26 protein-coding genes, 2 tRNA genes and 1 pseudogene are annotated in these 24910 nt (G+C 42.2%); 24 read left to right on the top strand and 5 right to left on the bottom strand.

Translation table 11 applies throughout. The annotated features are described in order from the left end of the window. The 3 genes and pseudogenes from ACO59Y_RS00315 to mltF form a co-directional block, all read left to right on the top strand. Positions 1 to 416: pseudogene (locus ACO59Y_RS00315) on the top strand (lipoprotein NlpI); the annotation flags it as partial. Between the two features lie 186 nt (positions 417 to 602). Beyond that, positions 603 to 2426: a DEAD/DEAH box helicase gene (locus tag ACO59Y_RS00320; RefSeq protein ID WP_486129639.1), complete on the top strand. Its 1824-nt coding sequence runs from the start codon at positions 603 to 605 to the stop codon at positions 2424 to 2426. A gap of 115 nt (positions 2427 to 2541) precedes the next feature. Next, positions 2542 to 3984: a membrane-bound lytic murein transglycosylase MltF gene (gene mltF, locus ACO59Y_RS00325; protein WP_486129641.1), complete on the top strand. Its 1443-nt coding sequence runs from the start codon at positions 2542 to 2544 to the stop codon at positions 3982 to 3984. 93 nt (positions 3985 to 4077) lie between these two features. Here the strand turns inward: mltF and ACO59Y_RS00330 are convergent, their stop codons facing one another. Beyond that, positions 4078 to 4383, bottom strand: coding sequence for a DUF5339 domain-containing protein (locus ACO59Y_RS00330; protein ID WP_486129643.1), 306 nt, complete (start codon positions 4381 to 4383; stop codon positions 4078 to 4080). 474 nt (positions 4384 to 4857) lie between these two features. On the opposite strand from ACO59Y_RS00330, the gene ACO59Y_RS00335 reads away from it, so the two are divergent. The 21 genes from ACO59Y_RS00335 to iscX all read left to right on the top strand — a co-directional run bounded on the left by ACO59Y_RS00335 (position 4858) and on the right by iscX (position 20463). Continuing rightward, the gene (locus ACO59Y_RS00335) at positions 4858 to 6423 is read left to right on the top strand and encodes a cytochrome ubiquinol oxidase subunit I (RefSeq protein WP_486129645.1); all 1566 of its coding nucleotides are present in this window, start codon (positions 4858 to 4860) and stop codon (positions 6421 to 6423) included. 14 nt (positions 6424 to 6437) lie between these two features. Next, the gene (gene cydB / locus ACO59Y_RS00340) at positions 6438 to 7574 is read left to right on the top strand and encodes a cytochrome d ubiquinol oxidase subunit II (protein WP_486129647.1); all 1137 of its coding nucleotides are present in this window, start codon (positions 6438 to 6440) and stop codon (positions 7572 to 7574) included. Positions 7575 to 7681: 107 nt separating this feature from the next. After that, a complete protein-coding gene (locus ACO59Y_RS00345; RefSeq protein WP_486129649.1) occupies positions 7682 to 7963 on the top strand; it encodes a cyd operon YbgE family protein in 282 nt (93 codons plus the stop codon). Between the two features lie 93 nt (positions 7964 to 8056). Further along, a complete protein-coding gene (ybgC, locus tag ACO59Y_RS00350) occupies positions 8057 to 8467 on the top strand; it encodes a tol-pal system-associated acyl-CoA thioesterase (protein ID WP_486129734.1) in 411 nt (136 codons plus the stop codon). Positions 8468 to 8485: 18 nt separating this feature from the next. Further along, on the top strand, positions 8486 to 9178 hold the full coding sequence (tolQ, locus tag ACO59Y_RS00355; protein ID WP_373603815.1) for a protein TolQ: 693 nt from the start codon (positions 8486 to 8488) through the stop codon (positions 9176 to 9178). Positions 9179 to 9230: 52 nt separating this feature from the next. Then, positions 9231 to 9650 carry a colicin uptake protein TolR gene (tolR, locus tag ACO59Y_RS00360; RefSeq protein ID WP_077474114.1) on the top strand — a complete coding sequence of 140 codons (420 nt, stop codon included), beginning with the start codon at positions 9231 to 9233 and terminating at the stop codon, positions 9648 to 9650. A gap of 17 nt (positions 9651 to 9667) precedes the next feature. Then, positions 9668 to 10834 carry a cell envelope integrity protein TolA gene (gene tolA, locus ACO59Y_RS00365; protein ID WP_486129652.1) on the top strand — a complete coding sequence of 389 codons (1167 nt, stop codon included), beginning with the start codon at positions 9668 to 9670 and terminating at the stop codon, positions 10832 to 10834. Between the two features lie 42 nt (positions 10835 to 10876). After that, positions 10877 to 12160 (top strand): Tol-Pal system beta propeller repeat protein TolB, encoded by a 1284-nt coding sequence (gene tolB / locus ACO59Y_RS00370; protein ID WP_486129654.1) that lies wholly within the window; start codon positions 10877 to 10879, stop codon positions 12158 to 12160. A 21-nt stretch (positions 12161 to 12181) separates the two neighbouring features. Beyond that, positions 12182 to 12637, top strand: coding sequence for a peptidoglycan-associated lipoprotein Pal (gene pal, locus ACO59Y_RS00375; protein ID WP_373603818.1), 456 nt, complete (start codon positions 12182 to 12184; stop codon positions 12635 to 12637). A 172-nt stretch (positions 12638 to 12809) separates the two neighbouring features. Then, a tRNA-Lys gene (locus ACO59Y_RS00380) sits at positions 12810 to 12885 on the top strand. A gap of 31 nt (positions 12886 to 12916) precedes the next feature. Continuing rightward, positions 12917 to 12992, top strand: a tRNA-Lys gene (locus tag ACO59Y_RS00385). 255 nt (positions 12993 to 13247) lie between these two features. Next, a complete protein-coding gene (gene trmJ / locus ACO59Y_RS00390) occupies positions 13248 to 13988 on the top strand; it encodes a tRNA (cytosine(32)/uridine(32)-2'-O)-methyltransferase TrmJ (protein ID WP_486129657.1) in 741 nt (246 codons plus the stop codon). Positions 13989 to 14039: 51 nt separating this feature from the next. Further along, positions 14040 to 14495, top strand: coding sequence for a Fe-S cluster assembly transcriptional regulator IscR (gene iscR / locus ACO59Y_RS00395; RefSeq protein ID WP_373603820.1), 456 nt, complete (start codon positions 14040 to 14042; stop codon positions 14493 to 14495). 57 nt (positions 14496 to 14552) lie between these two features. Then, the gene (locus tag ACO59Y_RS00400; protein WP_486129659.1) at positions 14553 to 15767 is read left to right on the top strand and encodes an IscS subfamily cysteine desulfurase; all 1215 of its coding nucleotides are present in this window, start codon (positions 14553 to 14555) and stop codon (positions 15765 to 15767) included. A gap of 57 nt (positions 15768 to 15824) precedes the next feature. Beyond that, positions 15825 to 16211, top strand: a complete 387-nt coding sequence (iscU, locus tag ACO59Y_RS00405; protein ID WP_486129661.1) for a Fe-S cluster assembly scaffold IscU — start codon at positions 15825 to 15827, stop codon at positions 16209 to 16211. A gap of 51 nt (positions 16212 to 16262) precedes the next feature. Beyond that, entirely contained in the window at positions 16263 to 16586 is a 324-nt protein-coding gene (gene iscA / locus ACO59Y_RS00410; protein ID WP_373603823.1) for an iron-sulfur cluster assembly protein IscA, read from the top strand. Between the two features lie 9 nt (positions 16587 to 16595). Beyond that, positions 16596 to 17117, top strand: coding sequence for a Fe-S protein assembly co-chaperone HscB (gene hscB / locus ACO59Y_RS00415; RefSeq protein ID WP_486129663.1), 522 nt, complete (start codon positions 16596 to 16598; stop codon positions 17115 to 17117). A 44-nt stretch (positions 17118 to 17161) separates the two neighbouring features. Next, positions 17162 to 17848, top strand: coding sequence for a DUF2625 domain-containing protein (locus ACO59Y_RS00420; protein ID WP_373603825.1), 687 nt, complete (start codon positions 17162 to 17164; stop codon positions 17846 to 17848). Positions 17849 to 17873: 25 nt separating this feature from the next. Further along, entirely contained in the window at positions 17874 to 19733 is a 1860-nt protein-coding gene (gene hscA / locus ACO59Y_RS00425; protein WP_486129665.1) for a Fe-S protein assembly chaperone HscA, read from the top strand. 194 nt (positions 19734 to 19927) lie between these two features. Continuing rightward, positions 19928 to 20272, top strand: a complete 345-nt coding sequence (fdx, locus tag ACO59Y_RS00430) for an ISC system 2Fe-2S type ferredoxin (RefSeq protein WP_486129667.1) — start codon at positions 19928 to 19930, stop codon at positions 20270 to 20272. Continuing rightward, positions 20269 to 20463 (top strand): Fe-S cluster assembly protein IscX, encoded by a 195-nt coding sequence (iscX, locus tag ACO59Y_RS00435; RefSeq protein WP_373603828.1) that lies wholly within the window; start codon positions 20269 to 20271, stop codon positions 20461 to 20463. The genes fdx and iscX overlap by 4 nt, the downstream gene beginning before the upstream one ends. Positions 20464 to 20492: 29 nt before the next feature. Here the strand turns inward: iscX and ACO59Y_RS00440 are convergent, their stop codons facing one another. From ACO59Y_RS00440 to dnaA, 4 genes are all read right to left on the bottom strand, one after another. Further along, the gene (locus ACO59Y_RS00440) at positions 20493 to 20957 is read right to left on the bottom strand and encodes a hypothetical protein (RefSeq protein WP_486129669.1); all 465 of its coding nucleotides are present in this window, start codon (positions 20955 to 20957) and stop codon (positions 20493 to 20495) included. A gap of 65 nt (positions 20958 to 21022) precedes the next feature. Beyond that, on the bottom strand, positions 21023 to 22099 hold the full coding sequence (recF, locus tag ACO59Y_RS00445; protein ID WP_486129671.1) for a DNA replication/repair protein RecF: 1077 nt from the start codon (positions 22097 to 22099) through the stop codon (positions 21023 to 21025). A gap of 1 nt (position 22100) precedes the next feature. Then, positions 22101 to 23201 carry a DNA polymerase III subunit beta gene (gene dnaN / locus ACO59Y_RS00450; protein ID WP_373603830.1) on the bottom strand — a complete coding sequence of 367 codons (1101 nt, stop codon included), beginning with the start codon at positions 23199 to 23201 and terminating at the stop codon, positions 22101 to 22103. Between the two features lie 9 nt (positions 23202 to 23210). Next, entirely contained in the window at positions 23211 to 24566 is a 1356-nt protein-coding gene (gene dnaA / locus ACO59Y_RS00455) for a chromosomal replication initiator protein DnaA (protein WP_486129674.1), read from the bottom strand. Positions 24567 to 24910: the final 344 nt, after the last annotated feature.

Genomic DNA, 24910 nt, shown 5'->3' on the forward strand with positions numbered 1-24910 from the left:
ATCGTGTCTTATGGCTATATTTGAACGAACAAAAATTAAAACCACAAGAAGCCCGCGCAAATCTTGTCGAACGAGCAAAAGGGCTATCAAAGGACTTCTGGGGAACAAATATCGTTCAATACTACTTAGGACGCATTTCTGTGGAAGAATTGCAGCGGCGCGCAGCCGATTTTGCGGAAAACGCGCAACAATACGCTGAAATTTTGACAGAAACCTATTTTTATCTAGCAAAACAAAAACTCAATGCGGGGCTGGTGGACGAGGCGGCGACCTTGTTCAAACTGGCCATGGCAAATCAGGTTTATAACTTTGTTGAGTATCGTTTTGCCTCTTTTGAGCTGATGAAATTAAAACCGGCTCAAGCGGAAGACGAAAAAGAAGTGAAAAGTGCAGTAACTAAAGCCACGGTATTTTAACAGCCGGCCATCTTTTTACGATTCTCCGATTTCTTTGCTCTCCCTTCGGGATTGTTGGTAAAGCCAACACTTAAAGTGCCTTCGCATTTTCTCCCTCGGAAACGGGAAAGGTTAGATATCAGGAATACAATCAACAAATAAACCCGAAAGCCCCTTGAGCTTTCCTCATTTTATTCGAGAATTTTAATGACAGACAAAATCACTTTTAATGACTTAGGTTTGCCTGAGTTTATCTTAAAAGCCGTTTCAGACTTAGGTTTTGAAACGCCCTCTCCGATTCAACAAGAGTGTATTCCGCATTTACTTAACGGCAATGACGTTTTGGGTATGGCGCAAACCGGTAGCGGTAAAACAGCGGCATTCGCTCTTCCATTGCTTGCGCAAATTAACTCGGAAGAAAAACATCCGCAAATGTTGGTGATGGCACCGACGCGCGAGCTTGCCATTCAAGTGGCGGACGCGTGCGAACAATTTGTTAAACATGCTCGCGGCATCCGCATTGTGACCTTGTACGGCGGGCAACGTTACGATATCCAACTGCGAGCTCTAAAACAAGGTGCTCAAGTGGTGGTAGGTACGCCCGGGCGTATTCTCGATCACATTCGCCGCGGTACGTTAAATCTTGCTGAATTACGTTTCATCGTGTTAGATGAAGCGGACGAAATGTTGCGTATGGGCTTTATTGATGATGTGGAAACCGTAATGGCGGAATTGCCGGAACATCATCAAACCGCATTATTCTCAGCAACTATGCCGGAGCCGATTCGTCGTATTACCAAACGCTTTATGAACGATCCGAAAGAAGTGAAGATCAAAGTGAACAACGACAACGCGCCGGATATTGAGCAAAGCTGTTGGTACGTGCATGGTGTGCGTAAAAACGAAGCCTTGTTACGTTTCTTAGAAGTGGAAGATTTTGACGCCGCGATTATTTTTGCCCGCACCAAAACCGCCACGTTAGATATTACCGAACTGCTTGAAAAAAGCGGTTTCCGCTCCGCCGCATTGAACGGCGATATGACCCAACAATTGCGCGAACAAACGCTTGATCGTTTGCGTAACGGCAGTTTGGATATCGTGGTGGCGACGGATGTAGCCGCACGCGGTATCGACATTGAGCGTATCAGCCTTGTGGTGAATTACGACATTCCGTTGGATGCGGAGTCCTATGTGCACCGCATTGGTCGTACCGGTCGCGCAGGGCGTTCAGGTCGCGCCTTATTGTTCGTCGAACCGCGTGAACGTCGTTTACTTCGTAACATTGAACATTTAATGAAAAAAGGTATTAATGAAGTGGAATTGCCGAATCATTTAGTGTTACAGGAATGCCGTCGCAAAAAATTCGTGGTAAAAATTACCAAACAGCTTGAGCACCACGATTTGGAACAATATCGCAGTTTGTTGGAAGATTTGTTTACCGCCGATCAAGATCAGGAAGATATTGCCGCAGCCATGTTGATGTTATTGCAAGGCAAGCAAAAACTGATTCTTCCACCGGATCCGCCGATGGATAAACGTCGTCGCGATCGCAATGAGCGCAGTGAAAATCCGCGTTCGGCGGAACGTCGGGGGGAACGCAAAGGCTACGGTAATCCGCAGCCGATGGATCTATATCGCATTGAAGTGGGACGTGGCGACGGCGTGGAAGTACGTCATATCGTGGGCGCTATCGCTAACGAAGGAGACATTAACAGTCGCTATATTGGCCATATCAAACTTTACGACGATTATTCTACTGTCGAATTGCCGCAAGGCATGCCGAAAGAATTGTTGCAACAATTTGCTAAAACCCGCGTGTTGAATAAGCAGATGCAAATGTCTTTTTTAGGCGAAGCAAAATCCGACGGTGCACGCGGTGGCGATGACTTCAGGGGTAAACGTCGTGGAGGTCGCAGTGTTGAGCGCGGCGATTTCGGAGATCGTGGACGCAATGAACGAGGTGGCCGTAAATTTAATGAGAAAAATAGTCGCACTTTCGGCGAGCGTTCTTATAGAGAGCGCCGCGGTTAATAAGAGCGCTTTAGTTAATTAATCATTGCAGCCCCTTGAATCGAAAGGGGCTTTTTATTGTCTATAAATCAAATTCTCGCTAAAATCCACCGGCTTTTACAAAAGGGCTACATATTTGAAAGGTTTATTTTTACGTATTATCGTCTCATTTATACTGTTGCTTTGGGCGATTGATATGATATTTCCATGGCAAAAAATTATACGCTCCGAAGAAAATCGTTATCATACGGTTCAATCGCGCGGTACGCTAGTGGTTGGCACAATCAATAACCCACTCTATTATTTTGTCGGATCGGAGGGAGAATCCGGTTTGGAATACGAGTTGGCAAAAAGCTTTGCGGATTATTTGGGGGTGAAGTTAGAAATTGAAGTATTTGACAATCCCAATGCGGTGCTCGGCGCGCTTGAGAATAATCGGATAGACTTGGCGGCAGCAAATTTATTATTCTACTCCAAACGTGCGGAGCAATTCCAAATCGGTCCGTCTTATACTTCAGCTTCGTGGCAATTGGTTTACCGTAAAGGGGAAAATCGTCCGAAAGATTTAGGCCAAGTGCAACAAGAGATTGTGATTGCCGAAGGATCGGAATTAGACGAACTATTGGCGCAATCGCAGAAAAAATTTCCGAAGCTGCGATGGAAAAGTAACAAGCAGTTAACGCAAGAAGAGTTATTGATTCAAGTTGCGGAAGGCTACATTCCTTACACGATCGCTAATTCCATTGATGTGGCGACGGCTCAGCAAATTCGTCCTAACCTTGCAATCGCCTTTGATTTAACAGACGAAGCCAGCGTACATTGGTATCTTGCCGATAATTCTTACAACGAGCTGCAGGCTAGTTTACTCGACTTTATGAGCACCGCATTGGACAGCGGTTTAATTGATCGTATTGAAGAGAAATATTTTCGGCATATTGCGCAGTTTGATTACGTGGATAGTCGCGCTTATTTAGATGCCGTTGAAAACATTTTACCGCAATATCAACCGCTTTTTGAAAAATACAAGGGCGAGTTGGATTGGCGTTTGTTGGCGGCGGTGGCTTATCAAGAATCTCATTGGAACCCTGATGCTACCTCACCTACCGGGGTACGTGGCATGATGATGCTCACCAAAGATACGGCAGAGCGGATGAAAATCGATGATCGAACCGATCCTGAGCAAAGTATTAAAGCCGGTTCAGATTATCTTCATTGGTTGATTGCGCAGATGCCGGATAGTATTCCGCAAGAAGACCGAATTTGGTATGCGCTCACCGCTTATAATATGGGGCTAGGGCATGTAGTGGATCTACGTCGTTTAACAAAAAAACTAGGCGCCAACCCGGATAATTGGTTAGATGTAAAGAATAACTTGCCGTTACTGTCAGAGAAACGCCATTATAATGGACTAAAATATGGCTATGCTCGAGGTTATGAGGCATATCAATACGTAGAAAATATCCGCCGATATATGAATAGCATTGTGAATTATCATCGCGTTAAGGAAAATCAGAACCGCTTTGAGCAAGGTAAAGATGCTTCACGCGATAATCAAGATGCGGTTAAAAACACGGAATAGAAAGGAAAGATAGACCTGCCGGAGCCCAGTAGAAAAATAACAAATAAAAAGGCTTATTAATGTTTTTAATAAGCCTTTTTTTCGGAATCTTGCTTAATTTGTTTCCTCAGCATAACCCTTCATGCTACTAAGTTTTGCTAAACCTATATTGCAACTTTTCAACTGTGTAGCTAGTTCCATTTCAAGAATTTGTTGCTTACTTTGGTTTAGTTTATTTTTGATTTTGCTTACTTGAGTATGCGTACCCGGTTGTTTTTCAGCCTGCGCAATTAAATTTTCTGTTTCTTTGAATAATTGCTCGCATTGTTGTGGCAACATATTTTTTTCTGGTGTTGCTGCGATTGTGGAAAACGAAACCATAGAAAATAATGCAGCTAAAATACTTGAGATTTTTTTCATTATGAAATCCTTCAATAAGATTTTCTAGATACGATGCTGCGCGAAGTTAGCAAAATACGAGATTATTGTCTAGGGAAAATTGATAATTTTGCGATAAACGGACGTACTATTATTTTATTGGCTCTGTAATATCCTATCTATTTTAGAAAAAAGAGAAATTTGATATAAATCAATTTCATACATAACTAGCTATAATGGGGTATTTGCTATTTATATCAAAAAATATGATGTGGATAGCATTTTTAGTGTTTTTTATCCTTATGTTTAGTAGTAGAATAACTACCATTCTTGAGTTATCCGCGTTGTAATCCGTAATTTGATGTAGTTCGCAAAAGGGATTATTGTGTGCGGTAATTCAGTTTTCGCTTAATAATTGCGCATTTTGTCTGTTGTTGAGTAGCTTTTGGGGTGATTATTTAAGGGGTTCCTTTATTAATCATAGTGAATGACTTGTAATTATTACAAGAGGTTGAGATGTTGGACGTTGTTGAACTTTCTCGCTTGCAGTTTGCTTTAACTGCGTTATATCACTTCATTTTTGTTCCTCTTACATTAGGTTTGTCTTTCATTCTCGTCATTATGGAAACGACCTATGTGGTGACAGGTAAAGAAGTTTATAAAGATATGACAAAATTTTGGGGTAAGTTATTTGGTATTAACTTTGCCCTTGGCGTGACCACCGGTATCATTATGGAATTCCAATTCGGTACTAACTGGTCTTACTATTCTCATTATGTAGGTGATATTTTCGGTGCACCGTTGGCGATTGAAGCATTACTTGCATTTTTCTTAGAATCGACTTTCGTCGGTTTATTTTTCTTTGGTTGGGATCGCTTAACTAAAGGTAAACACTTACTTGCAACTTATTGCGTAGCGTTCGGTTCAAACCTTTCTGCAATGTGGATTTTGGTGGCAAACGGTTGGATGCAAAACCCGGTTGCGGCGGAGTTCAATTTTGAAACTGTACGCATGGAAATGACGAGCTTTATGGATTTATGGTTGAATCCTGTTGCGCAAAGTAAATTCTTACACACCCTTTCTGCCGGTTATACCTCAGGCGCTTTTTTTGTATTGGCGATTAGTGCCTTCTATTTGTTAAAAGGTCGCGATCTTGGTTTTGCCAAACGTTCTTTCTCTGTTGCGGCAACCTTTGGTTTTATCGCTTCGCTTGCGGTTGTAATTTTAGGGGATGAGTCCGGTTACGATATCGGTAAGGCTCAGCCGGTGAAATTAGCGGCGATGGAAGCGGAATTTGAAACGCATCCAGCACCGACGGCATTCCATCCGGTTGCGATTCCAAATACCGCTGAAATGAAAAATGATTTTGCGATTAGTGTACCTATGCTTGGTGGCGTAATTGCAACTCGTTCTTTTGATAAAGAAATTACCGGTTTAAAAGAACTCCAAGCATTAAACGAAAATCGGGTACGTAACGGTATGGTGGCTTATGATCTTTTCACTCAATTGAAAGCGGAGAAAAAAGCATCGGGTCAAGTCAATCCTGAAACTAAAGCGAAATTCGATGAAGTGAAAAAAGATCTTGGTTTCGGTTTATTGTTAAAACGCTACACCGATAAAGTGGTGGATGCGACAGAGGAGCAAATTAAACAGGCTGCACGCGATACCATTCCGAATGTGGGGCCTAACTTTTGGGCGTTTCGCGCAATGCTCGCTGCGGGTGGTTTAATCGCCTTATTAGCCTTCGGCGCATTTGTTCAAAACTTGCGTAATAAAGTGATGCAAAGTCGATTATTGCTAAAAGCTTTATTATGGGGGTTACCGTTGCCTTGGATTGCCATCGAATGCGGTTGGTTCTTGGCGGAATACGGTCGTCAACCATGGGCAATTTATGAAGTGTTGCCGGTAGGCATTTCTGCTTCTCACCTAAGTGTGGGCGATCTTTGGTTCTCTATCGGTTTAATCTGCGCACTTTATTTAGCCTTTATTATTGTTGAAATGTACTTGATGTTTAAATATGCACGTTTAGGGCCGAGTGCATTGAAAACCGGCAAATACTACTTTGAGCAATCATCTAAATAAGCAGGAGACGAATTATGATTGATTATGAATTTCTACGTTTTATTTGGTGGATATTGGTCATCGTATTGCTGATCGGTTTTTCTGTAACTGATGGCTTCGATATGGGCGTAACTGCGCTTTTACCAATTGTCGGTAGAAAAGAAGTGGAACGTCGAATTATGATTAACACAATAGCACCGCATTGGGACGGTAACCAAGTTTGGTTGTTAACCGCCGGCGGTGCGGTGTTCGCAGCTTGGCCTATCGTATATGCCGTCTCTTTCTCCGGTTTCTATATCGCATTGGTATTAGTGTTGGCAGCGTTATTCTTCCGTCCGATTGGTTTTGAATACCGTGCCAAAATTGATAGCCCAACATGGCGTACTGTCTGGGATTGGGGGTTGTTTGCAGGTGGTTTTGTACCGGCATTAGTGTTTGGCGTAGCATTCGGTAATTTACTACAAGGTGTGCCATTTGAATTCAATGAAATCGCACAAGTCACCTATACGGGGTCATTTTTTGCTTTATTAAACCCGTTCGCTTTATTATGCGGTGTGATTAGTTTGGCCATGCTTGTCACGCACGGTGCAAACTGGTTACAAATGAAAACCACTGCTGAATTAAGAGATCGTGCTCGTGCAATTACTCAAATCGGCGCACTTGTAACTTTGATCGCATTTGTGCTTGCAGGTGTATGGTTATACTTCAAGGATGGTTATGTTGTAACCAGCGCTATTGACCACTTAGCGCCTTCTTCTCCTATGGGTAAAGAAGTGAAAGTAGAAATTGGAGCATGGTTCAAAAACTTCAACGAAATGCCGATTCTATGGCTTTTCCCAGCATTGGCAGTGGTGGGCGCATTGCTAAATATTGCCGCTTCTAAAGCAAATCGTTGCGGTTTCGCGTTCTTCTTTTCGGCATTAACTATGGCCGGCGTGATTATTACCGCTGCGGTTTCTATGTTCCCGTTCGTAATGCCTTCAAGTTCTCATCCAGAACAAAGCTTGTTAATGTGGGATGCAACCTCAAGCGAATTAACCTTAACCTTAATGCTAGGTTTAGCGCTCGTATTTGTAACAATTTCTCTTGCGTACACCATTTGGTCATACATGAAAATGTTCGGCCGTTTGGATGAAAGCTTCGTGGCAAACAACAAAAACTCATTATACTAAGGAGACAATATGTTATACGCAATTTGGATAGTGGGTGTTTTAACAGCAATTTTTGCAAGCGTAAAAGTCACAAAAAGTAAAGAAAATTTAGGGAAATTCGACGAATAATGATTCGCGTTCTTTATCAATATGTTAATAAGGGTTCGTTCAGAACCCTTTCATTTATTTTGGCGATAGCATTAACATTCGCTTTTTTCTTCAATTTTAATGGTTTCTCCAGCGGGCTAAGAACAGCCAATCCTTTTCTAGTCTTATTTATTTTATGGGGCTTAATAACCTCTTGGGTCCACGGCATCGGCTTTGAAGTGAAGCTCGCCTTTTGGCGTTTACTTTTTTTGCCTTATTGGGGGTACCTTGCGTTTTTATCGGTGATCATCGTTCATTATTGACAAGTCAAAATAGCACCGCATTGAAAGTGCTTGCGCCGAGTAAAAACAGTCTCTAAAATACGCGACCTCAGACTTCTTAATGAGGAAAGCAAGGTGAATTCAAGGATTTTTCGTTTTCCGGTTCGTGTTTATTATGAGGATACGGATGCTGGTGGAGTAGTTTATCACGCTCGCTATTTGCATTTTTTCGAACGCGCCAGAACGGAATATCTAAGACTGCTGGAATTTTCTCAACAAACCTTGTTGCAGGAACAACAAAGCGCGTTTGTTGTCAAATCGATGGCGATTGACTATCGCGTTCCGGCAAAATTGGATGATTATCTTATTATTGAAACCGAAGTTAGCGCGATTAAAGGTGCGACAATCCTTTTTGAGCAACGATTAATACGTGATACGGTGATTTTATCAAAGGCTACTGTAAAAGTAGCCTATGTTGATTTAGGCAAAATGAAACCGGCGGCGATTCCGATAGAAATAAAAGCCGCCTTTTTAAACAATATATAACACTTTTCGGAGTAGCTGATGACTGCAGAATTGAACTTTTTAGAGCTTTTTCTAAAAGCGAGTATTGTTGTTCAACTTGTAATTGTGATTTTAATTTCATTCTCAATTATTTCTTGGACGATTATTATCCAACGTAGTCGTGTATTAACAAATGCGTTAAAAGAAGCGAATACTTTTGAAGATCGTTTCTGGTCAGGCGAAGACTTAAATAAATTATACGAAGGTTTATCAAATCGCCGCGATGGGTTAACGGGAAGCGAACAAATTTTCTTTGTTGGTTTTAAGGAATTTTCTCGTTTAAAGCAAGTCAATCCGGAGGCGCCTGAAGCAATAATTAAAGGAACTTCGCGTGCAATGAATTTAGCGATGAATCGAGAAGTGGAAATGCTTGAAAGTCGCGTGCCGTTCTTAGCGACAGTGGCTTCTGTAAGCCCGTATATCGGTTTGTTCGGTACCGTTTGGGGGATTATGCACGCTTTTATGGCATTAAGTGGTGCTAAGCAAGCCACTTTACAAATGGTAGCACCGGGGATTGCGGAAGCATTGATTGCAACTGCCATCGGCTTGTTTGCTGCGATTCCAGCCGTCATGGCTTATAACCGGTTAAGCTTACGTGTAAATGCGATTGAGCAAAATTACGGTAACTTCATTGATGAATTTACCACGATTTTACATCGTCAAGCCTTTGGTAGAGCACCGCATTCCCATTAAACGGGAAAACGTTAAAAATATAGTCTTTTAGCGTGGTTTTTTAGGGGAAAATATGGCTCGTCGTTCACGTAAAGAAATTAAATCTGAAATTAATATTGTGCCGTTCTTAGATGTGTTGTTAGTGCTCGTACTTATCTTTATGGCGACCGCACCCATTATTAGTCAAAGCGTCCAAGTGGAATTGCCAGATTCGGTACAAAGTCAAAATGTGTCAAATGAAGATAAAACACCGGTGATTTTAGAAGTTTCCGGCGTTGGACAGTACGCGCTTTCTATCGGCGGTGAGCGCCAGGAAGGCCTAACGGAAGAAATGGTGACGCAGTTATCAAAACAAGAATTTGATAAGGATAACAATACGATGTTCCTTGTTGGAGGAGCAAAAGAAGTGCCTTATGAAGAAGTTATCAAAGCATTGAATTTACTTCATTTGGCGGGTATTAAATCTGTCGGTTTAATGACGAACCCAATTTAATCGAGAGTAGGTAAAACGTGCAGAATAATCGACAAAAAAAAGGTGCGAATGCGTTTGTCATTTCGATTCTTATGCACCTTGCTTTGTTTGGCCTGTTGATTTGGAGCTCTTTCTATCAAACCGTTGAAATTATGGGCGGTGGTGAAGGTGATGGCGATGCACTTGGTGCGGTAATGGTTGATACGGGGAATGCAGCGCAAGAATGGGGGCGGATTCAACAGCAGAATAAAGGGCAAACCGATAAACAGAAAAAGACAGATCCAGTAGAAGAAAAACCGCTTGTTGAACAGCAAGAAGAAGTTCGTCAGCAAGAAATTGCAAAACAAGAAGAGCTGAAGCATCAGCAGGAAATTCAGCGCCAACAAGAAATTGAACGTCAAAAGCAAGAATTAATAGAGAAGCAAAGACAGCAAGAACTTGTTCGCCAAGAAGCATTGGAAAAGCAAAAACAAGCCGAAGAAGCGAAAGCAAAACAAGCCGCGGAAGCGGCAAAGCTTAAAGCTGAGGCAGAGGCTAAACGTTTAGTCGCAGCAAAACAAGCGGAAGAAGAGGCTAAGGCGAAGGCGGCAGAGGCAGCCGAAAAAGCGAAGAAACAAGCAGAGGAAAAAGCCAAAGTAGAGGCAGAGGCTAAAGCGAAAGCTGAAGCAGAAGCGAAGGCGAAAGCAGATGCTGAAGCGAAGGCTAAGGCTGCGGCGGATGCAAAGGCGAAAGCAGATGCTAAGGCAAAAGCTGCGGCGGATGCGAAAGCAAAAGCGGAGGCTGCAGCTGCAGTTAAGCGTAAAACGGATCAAACTGCATTAGATGATTTTATGAACGGAGGCGATCTTGGCGGCGGTAGCGCTTCTAAAGGTGGCAATGCAAGCAAAGGTGGAACGCAAGGTAGTGGCGCTAGCTTGGGCTTGGGCGACGGCGGTAAAGTAGGTGACCAATATGCAGGTGTTATTAAGCGTGAAATTCAGCGCCGTTTCCTAAAAGATCCAAGTTTTGCGGGAAAAGTTTGTCGAATTAAGATTCAGTTGGAGCGAGATGGTACGATTCTAGGTTATCAGAAGGTGTCAGGTTCCGAGGATATTTGTACTGCTGCACTCAGTGCAGTGGCTAGAACCAAGAAAGTTCCTGCGGCACCGTCTGATGCTGTGTATGAAAAATACAAAGCACCGATTATTGATTTCGATATCAAATGATTGTTTTGAGAAGTATGTACTCGTTAATGTAAGGATAACAAAATGAAATTATTCAAAAAATTAATAGGTGTATTTGCAGCACTCTTTGTTGTTGCAGGTCACGTTGTGGCGGATGATGAAGTTCGCATTGTGATTGATGAAGGGGTGGATGGTGCTCGTCCTATTGCCGTCGTGCCGTTCGCAGGTTCTGCCCCTGAAAATATTGGCAAAATCATTGCGGACGATTTGCGTAATAGCGGTAAATTCAATCCTATTTCGGAAGCTAGAATGCCTCAGAAACCGACTTCAGCTTCTGAAGTAAATCCGGAAGCTTGGACTGCATTAGGCATTGATGCAGTTGTGGTCGGACAAGTGACTTCAACCGGAAGTGGTTATAATATCTCCTATCAGTTAGTCGATACGGTAGGCGCATCAGGTACTCCTGGGACGGTACTCGTACAAAATAGCTATACAGTGACGGATAAATGGTTACGCTATGGTGCTCATACAGTAAGTGATGAGGTATTTGAAAAATTAACGGGTATTCGAGGGGCTTTTAGAACCCGAATTGCATATGTGGTGCAAAAAAATGGTGGTTCACAACCTTATGAAGTTCGAGTGGCTGATTATGACGGGTATAATCAATTTATCGTGAACCGTAGTTCGCAACCGATTATGTCTCCAGCCTGGTCCCCAGATGGTAAACGTTTAGCATATGTTTCGTTTGAGAATAAAAAATCACAGCTTGTCGTACAAGATCTTGGTTCAGGTGCGCGTAAAGTTGTCGCATCGTTTCCAGGGCATAACGGTGCTCCGGCATTCTCACCAGATGGTTCGCGTTTAGCCTTTGCTTCATCACAAGACGGTACATTAAATATTTACGTGATGAGCGCAAATGGGGGAGCTGTAACTCAATTAACAAGTGGTTCGGGTAATAATACCGAACCGTCTTGGTCACCGGATGGTAACTCAATTTTGTTTACCTCTGATAGAAGTGGTTCCCCTCAAGTTTATCTAATGAGTGCTAGTGGTGGTAGCGCTTCACCAATTGGAGGTCGAGGTAGCGCGCAAATTAGTGGCGATGGTAAGATGCTTGTTATGATCAACGGTAATAACAATGTCGTAAAACAAGATCTTTCTACCGGTGCCTCGGAAATATTAAGTACATCTTTTTTAGGCGAAAGTCCGAGTATTTCACCTAATGGAATTATGATTATTTATAGTTCTACACAAGGCTTAGGAAAGGTGCTACAATTAGTTTCTGCAGATGGTCGCTTTAAGGCGAGTCTTCCAGGAAGTAATGGCCAAGTGAAATTTCCAGCTTGGTCGCCATACTTAACTAAATAAAAATGTGATTAGGAGAATCTAATGAACAAATTTGTTAAATCATTATTAGTTGCGGGTTCTGTAGCTGCTTTGGCAGCATGTAGCTCTTCTAGCAACGATGCAGGTGCAAACGGTCAAACTTTCGGTGGCTATTCTGTTGAAGATCTTCAACAACGTTATAACACTGTGTATTTTGGTTTTGATAAATACAACATTGAAGGCCAGTATGTTCAAATCTTAGATGCGCACGCAGCATATTTAAATGCAACTCCGGCATCTAAAGTAGTTGTTGAAGGTAATACTGACGAACGTGGTACCCCAGAGTATAACATCGCTTTAGGTCAACGTCGTGCAGATGCAGTTAAATCTTTCTTAGCTGGTAAAGGTGTTGAAGGTAGCAAAGTTTCAACTGTTTCCTACGGTGAAGAAAAACCGGCTGTATTAGGTCATGATGAAGCCGCATATTCTAAAAACCGTCGCGCAGTATTGGCATACTAGTTTTTAGAATAAGTCTAGTTTAAAGAGGACGGAGACGTAAGTCTTCGTCTTTTGTTTTTTATAAGCCGAATGTTATAAAATTGATGAGGATTCGTCCAACTAACTAAAAAACCTAAAATTTTCCTTGCGCCAAAAAATAAAATCAGTAATATACTGCACGTCAAAATGACGTGGGTCGTTAGCTCAGTCGGTAGAGCAGCGGACTTTTAATCCGTTGGTCGAAGGTTCGAATCCTTCACGACCCACCACTTTGTTTTCAGAACTCGTATTTCCTCAGTTGGGTTGTTAGCTCAGTTGGTAGAGCAGCGGACTCTTAATCCGTTAGTCGAGAGTTCGAGTCTCTCACAACCCACCATATTTTCTGAAATTATGCAGCTGTGTATAAAGCTGAAATGACCTCACAAAATAGCACCGCATTGAAATGACTTCCGATGCGGTGCTATTTTGTGAAGTAAACTTAATTCCTCAAATAGTTTTGTGCATTTGCTGCATAATACCAATATCTTCTATTGATAAGTTGTCTTTATTTTTTAAATAAGAAGATTCTAGACTCAAAGTCGAAGTTATCGTGCTATAATAACCTTAAATTATAGTCAAATACTAGAGTGTTATGTTTGATCATATTCGAATAGTGCTTATTGAAACTTCTCATAGTGGAAATATAGGTTCTGCGGCTCGAGCAATGAAAACAATGGGACTTTCTCAGTTGTATCTTGTTTCTCCAAAATCGGTTGATAAACAATCGCTTGCCTTGGCAGCCGGTGCGGATGATATTGTCACGAATGCACATATTGTCTCAAGTTTTGATGAAGCTATTGCAGATTGTTCATTAGTGATAGGTGCTAGCGCACGTTTGCGCCATTTACAAAGTACTCTGCTTGGGCCAAGAGAATGTGCTGAAAAAATATCATTATATCAAGGGAATATTGCGATTGTATTTGGACGTGAGCGTGTAGGTCTGCGTAATGAGGAACTGCTGAAATGTCATTATCATTTAACGATTCCTGCAAATCCTGATTATTCCTCGCTCAACTTGGCAATGGCTGTTCAATTGGTGAGCTACGAACTTAGAATGGCATTTTTAGCAAATAAGGAAAATGGTTTTTCATTTTCCTTGGCTAATAAATCTGATGAGTCAAAAAGGCATGCTAATGCGCAGGAGATGGAATATTTCTTTAAGCATACAGAGCGTGTTTATCAATCATTAGGATTTATTAAAAATCAAGGTGTTATGCAAAAATTACGACGTTTGTATAACCGTGCAAGTGTAGAAGAAAATGAATTAAATATTTTACATGGCATGTTAAGTGCGGTTGAAAAACGCTTAGAGTTACTTAATATAGATAGTTGACTATTCTAGTTGGACATGTAAACATTGGGACGACTTTTTAAAGGGGACTTTATGAAACTAACTTCAAAAGGGCGCTATGCAGTGACAGCGGTTTTAGATATCGCATTAAATGCAGCGAATGGGCCTGTGAACCTTGCTGATATTTCAGAACGTCAGAATATTTCACTATCTTATTTAGAACAGCTTTTTGCGAAGTTGCGTCGTGACGGTTTAGTTCAAAGCGTACGTGGCCCGGGGGGCGGCTATAGGTTAGGTTTACCAAGCGACAAAATTTCAGTGGGGATGATCGTCTCTGCCGTAAATGAAAATATTCATGTAACAAAGTGTCTTGGTGCCGGAAATTGTCAAAATGGTACAGAGTGCTTAACTCATGCACTTTGGGATGAACTGAGCAACCGCATTGAGAGTTTTTTAAACGAGATTACCTTAGCCGAATTGGTGAATAAAAGAGCGTCAAAGCACCAACCACATAATAATTTTGAAAATTTATTAATTATTAATCAGTAAGAAAAGTTACCTTATATATAAGTGCGCTCAAGTTTTGGAAAGATTTTAGGAGTGAAAATGAAATTACCTATTTATTTAGATTATGCGGCGACTTGCCCGGTTGATGAACGCGTGGCGAAAAAAATGATGGAATATTTAACTATCGATGGTGTTTTCGGTAATCCGGCTTCTCGTTCCCACAAATTCGGCTGGCAAGCTGAAGAAGCGGTTGATGTTGCACGTAATCAAATCGCCGATTTAATCGGTGCGGATTCCCGTGAAATTGTGTTTACCTCCGGTGCGACAGAATCCGACAACTTAGCGATAAAAGGTGCGGCGCACTTTTATCAAACTAAAGGTAAGCACATTATCACTTGTAAAACCGAACACAAAGCCGTGCTTGATACTTGTCGTCAATTAGAACGTGAAGGCTTTGAAGTCACTTATTTAGAACCGGAATCCGATGGCTTAATCGATTTAGAAAAATTCAAAGCGGCATTGCGTCCGGATACCATTTTAGCCTCTATCATGCACGTGAATAACGAAATCGGCGTGATTCAGGATATCAAAGCCATCGGTGAATTATGCCGAGCCAACAAAACGATCTTCCATGTAGATGCCACCCAAAGTGTAGGCAAAGTGGATATCAATCTCGCCCAGTTACCAGTGGATTTAATGTCTATGTCCAGCCATAAATTATATGGTCCAAAAGGCATTGGCGCATTATACGTTCGCCGTAAGCCGCGTATTCGTTTAGAGGCCATTATTCATGGTGGTGGTCACGAACGCGGTATGCGTTCCGGTACATTGCCGGTACATCAAATTGTCGGGATGGGTGAAGCCTATCGTATCGCCAAAGAAGAAATGGCGACAGAGATCCCACGCATTAAAATCCTACGCGATCGCCTGTATAATGGTTTAAAAGACATTGAAGAAACCTATGTGAATGGCTCCATGGAACATCGCGTCGCCAATAACCTCAACATCAGTTTTAACTATGTAGAAGGTGAATCTTTAATGATGGCATTGCGCGACATCGCGGTTTCTTCTGGATCTGCCTGTACTTCCGCCAGCCTTGAGCCATCTTACGTATTGCGAGCCTTAGGCCGTAATGATGAATTGGCACACAGCTCAATTCGCTTCACCTTAGGTCGTTTTACAACAGAAGAAGAAATCGACTACACCATTAACTTGATGAAAGGCGCAGTAGAAAAATTACGCGCATTATCTCCGCTTTGGGATATGTTTAAAGAAGGCATAGACTTAAATACTATTAAGTGGTCAGCCCACTAATTTGGCGGGCGATGAAAGTTGCCCGATTAGCACATTATTTTAGGAAAGGAACAAAATATGGCATACAGCGACAAAGTTATCGATCATTATGAAAACCCGCGTAATGTGGGCGCTATGGATAAAAAAGACAGTACTGTCGGTACCGGCATGGTGGGCGCACCAGCATGCGGCGACGTTATGCAATTACAAATTCGCGTAAATGACAATGGCATTATTGAAGATGCCAAATTCAAAACCTACGGTTGCGGTTCCGCCATTGCGTCTAGTTCCTTAATCACCGAATGGGTCAAAGGCAAGTCTTTGGAAGAAGCGGGATCCATCAAAAATAGCCAAATCGCTGAAGAACTTGAATTACCGCCAGTAAAAGTACACTGCTCCATTTTGGCGGAGGATGCTATTAAAGCCGCGATTGCTGATTACAAAACCAAACAAGCCAAATCATAAAAATAAAAAGTGCGGTAAATTAACCGCACTTTTCGTCGTTCCGGAGGAAATATGAGTATTACATTGACGGAAAAGGCTGCGCAACGTGTGAAAGCTTTTTTGGATAATCGCGGCAAAGGCATAGGTTTACGTTTGGGAGTGAAAACCTCGGGCTGTTCAGGTTTAGCGTATGTACTTGAATTTGTTGATGTATTAAATGAAGAAGATCAAGTTTTCGAACAACATGGCGTAAAAGTTATCGTTGACCCCAAAAGCTTAGTTTATTTAAATGGAATTGAATTGGATTATGTAAAAGAAGGTTTAAATGAAGGCTTTAAATATAACAATCCAAACATAAAAGAATCTTGCGGTTGTGGCGAAAGTTTCCATGTTTAAGGAGTTATCATGCAAAACCCTTTTAAAGTATTTGATTTACCTGTTAATTTCCAACTTGATACGCAAGCCTTAAATGAACGCTATTTAGCGCTACAGAAATCGTTGCATCCGGATAATTTTGCGTCAGCCGATGTTGGGCAACAGCGTCTTGCGATGCATAAATCGACAGAAGTGAATGATGCTTTAAAAACGTTAAAAGACCCCATTTTGCGTGCTGAGGCGATTATTGCGCTCAACACCGGTGAGCAACAAAATGTTGAACAAAAAAGCACTCAAGATGTAGCGTTTTTAATGCAACAGTTACAATGGCGCGAGCAGTTGGAAGAATTAGAAAATCAAAAAGACAAGCAAGCGCTAAGTGTGTTTGCTAAAGAAATCAAACAAGAAACTCAGACGTTATTGGTTGCACTTGCCGACCGCATTGAAGGTGCTCAGTGGGCGCAAGCGATACAGTTTTGCGATAAATTGCGCTTTATCCGCAAGTTAAGCGAAGAAATTGAACGGGTTGAAGAACGGCTTTTTGAATCATAAATCACCTAATGAAATCCACACTTTCATAACATATCTAGCGAATTATGCAAACTCTCGAACAATTATCTAATCCGAAACATTCCGCTTGGAACACCATTTCTCAATGGATTGAGCAAGCGCGCAATCACTGCGAAGTGATTAAAAAAGATCAATCCAGTGCCGAACGTGAACTTTTCACCATGCAAATGCCGACTTCCTCACCGATAGGAGCAGTGATTTATGAAACTGGCGGTATTTTGATTCATCACGGTTGGTTACGGATTTTAGGTTCAGGCAGTTTTAAACTAGCACGAGGTTTGATGGATTGGAATTTCAGCAAATCTTTCAGCCAATCCGGCGAAAAACCGAAATATTTATTGGTGGCGGATGATGTGATTGGTGGATATTTTGCGTTAAATGGCGGCTCGTTAGGAAAAAATCTTGGAAAAATCTACTATTTTTCTCCGAAAGATTTAAGTTGGCATGATTTGAATTTTACTTACACCGAATTTTTAGCTTGGGGGCTGAACGGCGATATTGATGCATTCTACCAAGATTTATTCTGGCAAAATTGGCAAGAAGACGTAAAACAGCTCGACGGTAACCAACTTTTTGTTTTTACGCCGGATTTGAGCGAAGATAAAAGCACACCGATTGACGCGCGGCAGAAACGTGAAGTAAATATCGAAACGCACTACAACGCGAGTTTTGCGCAAAAAGAAAAGTTTGAAATGGCGTATTCTGTCGTATAACTAATTGAAATAGAAAAGAAATATTATGGCATTATTACAAATTGCAGAACCCGGACAGACTGCCGCACCGCATCAACATCGTTTGGCGGCGGGGATTGACTTAGGTACGACAAATTCATTGGTTGCCACAGTACGTAGTGGACAAGCAATGATTTTAAATGATGAACAAGAACGAAGTTTAGTGCCGTCCGTGGTGCATTATGGCGCAGCGGAAAAACAGGTTGGTGCGGAAGCTTTTGCACTGGCGTCGCAAGATCCGAAAAATACCGTGATCTCCGTGAAACGCTTAATCGGTCGTAGTCTTGAGGATGTGCAAGCACGCTATCCAGCAATGCCTTATGAATTTGTGGCGAGTGAAAATGGTTTGCCGCTTATCGTAACTGAGCAAGGGGTAAAAAGCCCAGTAGAAGTGTCTGCTGATATTTTAGCGCGTTTAAATCACATTGCAGAACAACGCCTTGGCGGCGAGCTTTCCGGCGTCGTAATTACCGTGCCGGCGTATTTTGACGATGCGCAACGTCAAAGTACCAAAGATGCTGCCCGTTTAGCCGGCTTAAATGTGTTGCGTTTGCTCAATGAACCGACTGCCGCTGCGGTGGCTTATGGCTTGGATAGTGCACAAGAAGGTATTATCGCCGTATATGATTTGGGTGGCGGTACTTTCGATATTTCTATTTTGCGTTTATCCAAAGGGGTGTTTGAAGTGTTGGCGACTGGCGGCGACACCGCATTGGGCGGCGATGATTTTGATCATCTGATTGCCGGTTGGGTCGTTGAGCAAACTCAAATTAAACCGCAAAACGCTAATCAACAGCGCGAACTTTTAATACTGGCAAATCAAACCAAAGTCGCTCTGACTAATGTCGAAAATACAACTATTTATTGGCAAGGTTCTTCCGTGGAAATCTCTCGCCGGCAATTTAACGAATTGATTCACAACTTAGTGAAACGCTCATTACTCACTTGTCGCCGAGCATTAAAAGACGCCGATGTAGAAGCCGATGAAGTGCAACAAGTTGTGATGGTAGGCGGTTCAACCCGCGTGCCTTATGTGCGTGAACAAGTCGGGGAATTTTTCGGTAAAACTCCTCTAACGTCTATCGATCCAGATAAAGTCGTTGCTCTTGGCGCCGCACTTCAAGCAGATATTTTAGTGGGCAATAAAACTGACAGCGATATGCTATTGCTGGATGTCGTACCGCTTTCTCTTGGTATCGAAACCATGGGCGGCTTGGTAGAAAAAATTATTCCGCGCAACACCACAATTCCGGTGGCGCGTGCGCAAGAATTTACTACGTTTAAAGACGGACAAACCGCGATGACCATTCACGTAGTGCAAGGCGAGCGCGAATTAGTGGCTGATTGCCGTTCTCTAGGTCGCTTCACCTTACGCGGCATTCCGCCGATGGTTGCCGGCGCGGCGCATATTCGTGTGACTTATCAAGTCGATGCAGACGGTTTATTAAGCGTCAGCGCAATGGAAAAATCCACTAAAGTGCAGGCGTCCATTCAAATTAAACCGTCCTATGGTTTAACCGATGAAGAAGTGACCGCAATGATTAAATCCTCTTTCGACAATGCGCAACAAGATATGCAAGCGCGCGAATTAGCAGAACAACGCGTGGAAGCGGAACGCGTGATTGAAAGCGTGATCGTGGCATTGCAAACGGACGGTTCAGAATTACTGAGCACCGATGAATTTCATCAAATTGAAGCGGTGCTGAAACAGTTGATGGACGCGAAACAAGGTTTGGATTGTAGCGCTATTGCGCAAGGTATTAAGGCTCTGGATGCGGCGACGCAAGCGTTTGCCGCGCGCCGTATGAATGCATCGATTAATAAAGCGTTAACCGGCAAAAACGTGTCGGAGATTGGGAAAAATTAATCGAAGCACTATCTTGTAGTTGTAAATTAGCACCGCATTGAAGTTGCAACGTAATTGTTCTCAACTATCGGCTGGTAGCGATGAAGTCCTAAATCAGCACCGCATTGAAACCGCTCTTCACCTTTAAAAGGTATTTAGCCGGTGAAGGAAAGTGCGTATTAAACCCATTTTTTTATAATTTTAAGGAAAGTAATATGCCAAAAGTGATTTTTTTACCTAACGAAGAAATTTGCCCGGAAGGTATGGTGGTGGACGCCGCCGCCGGTGATAATTTATTGGAAGTCGCGCATAATGCCGGCGTAGAAATTCATCACGCGTGTGACGGCTCTTGTGCGTGCACCACTTGCCACGTGATTATCCGCGAAGGATTTGATTCTTTAAACGAAACCAGCGATCAGGAAGAAGATATGTTGGATAAAGCTTGGGGTTTGGAAATGGACAGCCGCCTTTCTTGCCAATGTATTATCGGCGATGAAGATTTAGTGGTGGAAATTCCGAAATACAATATTAACCATGCCAACGAGGCGGCGCATTCATGAAATGGACAGACACGCAATTTATCGCCGAAGAGCTTTATGATCGTAATCCGAATTTAGATCCGAAAACCGTCCGTTTCACCGATTTGCATCAATGGATTTGCGAATTAGACGGTTTTGATGATGATCCGCAAAAATCTAATGAAAGTATCCTTGAAGCCATTTTGCTTAAGTGGTTAGAAGAATATGAGTAAAAACGCCCGCACTTTTGCGGGCTTTTTGTTTAATAAAGGTTTAGCTCTTTAATTTTTTGATTGATTTCTTTCACAAGTTGTTCCCCATTTTTGATATTTTTTATTACTAATTCGCTAGATTTGGTATATCTATGTTGAACAATAACTCTATAGGATTTGAAAAGCCAGCTAATAAAGCTCGTATAGAAGATAGCATCACTTATATCACGCCAATTAAGCCCATAGGTTCCCTTTGACCAAGGGAAAATACCTCCAGAGATCCACACTCCATCATTATCAACATAAACTTTATACACAAATCTATTTAGAACACCAATTACAACTAATGAAGTCAATAGAACTGAGACGATGAAAGCAAAGGCAGAAAAACTACTATTTATAAGATTATCTACAAAGTAAATAATAAATATGAGATCAATTAAAAGAAAGGGAATTAAAGCCAAGTAATCTATCCAATGTAAACGATAGATTTTATTATTTGGTTGGTTTTCCATTTTTTATCTCCTAAGTTGTTAAAGTTTGCTTATATTACTGAATAATTTTAGTTTTTCAATAAGATTTAAATTAGCTGAACTATACCTTCTTTCACCTCAAACAATCTACCCGTTTCCGGTTGCATTTCTTTTAATTGATCTTGCGTGATCGCGCTGACAAAAACTTGTGAGTCGCTTTGTTGTAAGCGTTCGGCAAGTAATGCGCGTTTGAACTGATCTAACTCGGAGGCGAAATCGTCAATTAAGAAAATGCAACGGCGCTGTTTTTCTTTCATTAAATGTTCGCCTTGGGCCAGGCGTAAGGCACACATGAGCAGTTTTAATTGTCCGCGAGAAAGTACGTCTTCTACCGGTAATCCGTTGGTCTTAAAACGAAAATCGGCTTTTTGCGGACCAGAAAAGGTGTAGCCTAAAGCCTTATCGCGTTCAAAACTTTGTGCCAGTAAATCGCCGTATTCGGTGTCTTTGTCCCAGCCTTGGTGGAAACTGACGTTGATTTCAATTTCAGGCAAAAATAATTGACAAGTTTGCTCGATTTTCGGGCGTAAGGCTTCGGCGTATTCCGTACGCCAGCGACTAACTTGATGAGCAAATTTAGCCAATTCCAAATCCCATACTCTTATTGCCGCATAAGGCTGTCGCTGGATCAGCACCGCATTGCGTTGTTTGAGTAGGCGATTGAGATTGCGCCATGCCGAATGGAAACCAGAGTGATGATGAAATAAACCCCAATCTAAAAATGCGCGGCGAAAGCTTGGACCGCCGTTCAGCAAGGTTAAACCTTCCGGCGTAATCAGTTGCATAGGAAGAAGATGGGCGAGATCGGCAATTTTATTGCCATCTTCGCCATTGATTTTTACGAGGGTATTGCCTTGGCGCAGTTTTTGTAAGCCTACCGACCATTGATGCCGACTTTCTTGAATTTGTCCGAATAGGGTGAAATACGGTTCTTCGTAAGAAATAATGCGATTTGTCACCGTAGTTTTGAAGGAGCGGCCATGCCCCAAATAGAAAATCGCCTCTAACAGGCTGGTTTTACCGCTACCGTTGTTACCGACCAAAAAGTTAAAGCCGGGAGCAAATTCTAGCTCCACGGCATTTAAATTACGAAATTTTTCAACTAATAAACGGGAAATGGCCATCTTACAGACGCATCGGCATAATCACGTATTCACTGCTACTGTCTTCACAATTTTCAATTAAGCAGCTGGATGAGGCGTCAGTTAAGCGAATACGAACTTGTTGGCATTTTAGTGCGTTCAGTACGTCTAAAATGTAGGTAACGTTGAAGCCGACTTCCAATTCTTCACCGACATAAGCCACATCGACGATTTCCTCCGCTACTTCGTGTTCCGGGTTGGATGCGGTGATTTTAAGTTGGTTCTCGGTTAAATTTAAACGTACGCTGCGAACCCGCTCGTTAGACAAAATTGAGGCGCGTACAAAGGCTTGTTTTAATGCTTCCCAACTGCCTTCGACGATTTTCGTCGCATTGCGTGGTAATACGCGACGGTAATCAGGAAAACGACCGTCAATTAATTTTGAGGTAAATACAATGTGGTTAAGGTGAATACGAAGGTTATTCGTGCCGATTTGTAAACGGGCCGGTTCGTCGCTCGTTTCAAGTAAACGATTAAGTTCTAGTACACCTTTACGCGGTAGAATTACTGCATGATTTTGTAATTCTTGTTCAAGGGCGATGGTACAGACTGCAAGACGGTGACCGTCGGTTGCTACGGTACGCAGTAAATTGCCTTCAGTTTCGAACTTCATACCGTTTAAGAAATAGCGCGCATCTTGATTTGCCATGGAAAATTGGGTTGCTTCAATTAGGCGGCGCAAAGTGCTTTGCGGCAACTCAAAATCCACTTCCGATTGCCAATCTGTTAAGTTCGGATATTCTTCCGCCGGCAGTGTCGTGAGGTTAAATTTACTTCTGCCTGACTGTACGATAGCACGATCTTCTTCAAAACTGACAGTAATTTCAAACTCGTCGGACAATGTACGGCAGATATCAAGGAATTTTTTTGCCGGAATTGTAAAACTACCGTTTGCAGTGGCGGAGGAAAGTTGGGTACAGCTGGACAGTTCCACTTCCAAATCCGTTCCCGTGATGGTTAAGCGGTTGTCTTCAATGTGTAACAATACATTATTCAACACGGGAATGTTCGGGCGGCTGGTTAATACACCACAAACTTGCTGTAAGGGTTTTAAGAGATTTTCTCTCGAAATACTAAATTGCATGACGGCTCCTTATGCGGATAACGTGCGAATCAAGTTCGCCCAATCTTCTTGAATACTGTTGTCTTTTTCGCGGAATTTCGGTACTTCGCGGCAAGCGTTTAATACTGTGGTGTGATCGCGATCAAATGCGCGGCCGATTTCGGGCAAACTGCGGTTGGTCAATTCTTTGGCTAATGCCATGGCAATTTGGCGTGGACGGGTAACTGAGCGTTGGCGGCTTTTCGATTTTAAATCCGAGACTTTAATGCGGTAGTATTCCGCGACGGTTTTTTGAATGTTATCAATCGTCACCAAACGTTCTTGCAACGCAAGAATATCTTTTAGCGTATCACGCACAAAGTCGATATTGATATCGCCACCTTTGAAATCTTGCATAGCTTTTACGCGGTTAAGTGCGCCTTCAAGTTCACGTACGTTAGTACGTAAACGTTGCGCAATAAAGAACGCTACTTCTTCTGGCAAATGCATGTGATGTTCTTCCGCTTTTTTCAGCAAAATCGCTACGCGAGTTTCCAGATCCGGTGGCTCAATGGCGGTAGTTAGGCCCCAACCGAAGCGGGATTTTAAACGTTCTTCGATTTTTTCGATTTCTTTTGGATAACGATCCGAAGTTAAAATAATTTGCCGACCGGTTTCAAATAAATTATTGAAAATATGGAAGAATTCTTCTTGCGTTTTCTCTTTTTCAGCAAAAAATTGGATATCATCCACCAGTAATGCATCCAACGAGCGATAAAATTTTTTGAATTGCTCCATATTGTTGTCACGCATGGCTTTTACCATGTGTTGCATGAAATTGTTAGCGTGAATGTAAAGTACTCGTGCATTCGGTTTGTTGGCTAAAATACCGTTGCCGATGGCGTGTAGTAAGTGAGTTTTACCTAACCCGGTGCCACCGTATAAAAAGAATGGATTTGCTGCAGGTTCGCCTGGTGCTTGCGCAAGCTTTTGTCCTACTGCGCGTGCCAGTTGATTGGATTTCCCTTCAACAAAGTTTTCAAATAAATGTTTGGCATTGAGGTGCGATTCGAATTTCACTGGTTTTTCAATTTCTTGTTCAAAATCGACCGTTGCTAATGGTTTGACAGGCGCTGTGGGCACCGCATTGGGAGCCGGTTTTACGCCTTCTTTAAGAATAATTTGTAAATTTGGATTTTGTGCGAGTGTTTGGCAAATTTGTTGGATTTGCACAAGGTAATGGGTCTCCACCCAGCCTTTGACGAACATGTTGGATGCGTAAAGGACAATTTGATCGTTGGACACCACATCCGCCTGCAACGGACGAAGCCAAGTACTTAAATCGGTGGCGGAAACGTGATCTTGTAATTGAGAAAGGCAGTTTTGCCAAAGATTGGAGAGGCTCACGATAAATTATCCTTAAGTATATTGCTATGCGTTTGTTATCGGATTCGCATTGAAACTGCGGTAAAAATTGCGGGGGATTTTACAATAATCTTGGGGAAAAATCTTCCATCGAGAAAAGGAAAAACACAAAAAGGTCGCTTGAGATTTTGTCTAAAATCCGTATAATCGCCCCGATTTTTAAAGGAACGGAAGACTATTTTGCAGAAAATTCCTTTCTTTGTTTGACGAAGAGCCGATTTATGATTAGAATCGCGCTCTATTTTTTATTCACTCACAGTCTTGATTTAGGAAGATTACAATGAAACGTACATTTCAACCTTCTGTATTAAAACGTAGCCGTACTC

The organism is Rodentibacter sp. (assembly GCF_057314195.1).

Bases quoted from the DNA above. Each gene is read 5' to 3' on its own strand.
- ACO59Y_RS00320 (WP_486129639.1), top strand. From the start codon at position 603: ATGACAGACAAAATCACTTTTAATGACTTAGGTTTGCCTGAGTTTATC.
- ACO59Y_RS00330 (WP_486129643.1), bottom strand. From the start codon at position 4,383: ATGAAAAAAATCTCAAGTATTTTAGCTGCATTATTTTCTATGGTTTCG.
- ACO59Y_RS00335 (WP_486129645.1), top strand. From the start codon at position 4,858: ATGTTGGACGTTGTTGAACTTTCTCGCTTGCAGTTTGCTTTAACTGCG.
- cydB (WP_486129647.1), top strand. From the start codon at position 6,438: ATGATTGATTATGAATTTCTACGTTTTATTTGGTGGATATTGGTCATC.
- ACO59Y_RS00345 (WP_486129649.1), top strand. From the start codon at position 7,682: ATGATTCGCGTTCTTTATCAATATGTTAATAAGGGTTCGTTCAGAACC.
- tolQ (WP_373603815.1), top strand. From the start codon at position 8,486: ATGACTGCAGAATTGAACTTTTTAGAGCTTTTTCTAAAAGCGAGTATT.
- tolR (WP_077474114.1), top strand. From the start codon at position 9,231: ATGGCTCGTCGTTCACGTAAAGAAATTAAATCTGAAATTAATATTGTG.
- tolB (WP_486129654.1), top strand. From the start codon at position 10,877: ATGAAATTATTCAAAAAATTAATAGGTGTATTTGCAGCACTCTTTGTT.
- pal (WP_373603818.1), top strand. From the start codon at position 12,182: ATGAACAAATTTGTTAAATCATTATTAGTTGCGGGTTCTGTAGCTGCT.
- trmJ (WP_486129657.1), top strand. From the start codon at position 13,248: ATGTTTGATCATATTCGAATAGTGCTTATTGAAACTTCTCATAGTGGA.
- iscR (WP_373603820.1), top strand. From the start codon at position 14,040: ATGAAACTAACTTCAAAAGGGCGCTATGCAGTGACAGCGGTTTTAGAT.
- ACO59Y_RS00400 (WP_486129659.1), top strand. From the start codon at position 14,553: ATGAAATTACCTATTTATTTAGATTATGCGGCGACTTGCCCGGTTGAT.
- iscU (WP_486129661.1), top strand. From the start codon at position 15,825: ATGGCATACAGCGACAAAGTTATCGATCATTATGAAAACCCGCGTAAT.
- iscA (WP_373603823.1), top strand. From the start codon at position 16,263: ATGAGTATTACATTGACGGAAAAGGCTGCGCAACGTGTGAAAGCTTTT.
- hscB (WP_486129663.1), top strand. From the start codon at position 16,596: ATGCAAAACCCTTTTAAAGTATTTGATTTACCTGTTAATTTCCAACTT.
- ACO59Y_RS00420 (WP_373603825.1), top strand. From the start codon at position 17,162: ATGCAAACTCTCGAACAATTATCTAATCCGAAACATTCCGCTTGGAAC.
- hscA (WP_486129665.1), top strand. From the start codon at position 17,874: ATGGCATTATTACAAATTGCAGAACCCGGACAGACTGCCGCACCGCAT.
- fdx (WP_486129667.1), top strand. From the start codon at position 19,928: ATGCCAAAAGTGATTTTTTTACCTAACGAAGAAATTTGCCCGGAAGGT.
- iscX (WP_373603828.1), top strand. From the start codon at position 20,269: ATGAAATGGACAGACACGCAATTTATCGCCGAAGAGCTTTATGATCGT.
- ACO59Y_RS00440 (WP_486129669.1), bottom strand. From the start codon at position 20,957: ATGGAAAACCAACCAAATAATAAAATCTATCGTTTACATTGGATAGAT.
- recF (WP_486129671.1), bottom strand. From the start codon at position 22,099: ATGGCCATTTCCCGTTTATTAGTTGAAAAATTTCGTAATTTAAATGCC.
- dnaN (WP_373603830.1), bottom strand. From the start codon at position 23,201: ATGCAATTTAGTATTTCGAGAGAAAATCTCTTAAAACCCTTACAGCAA.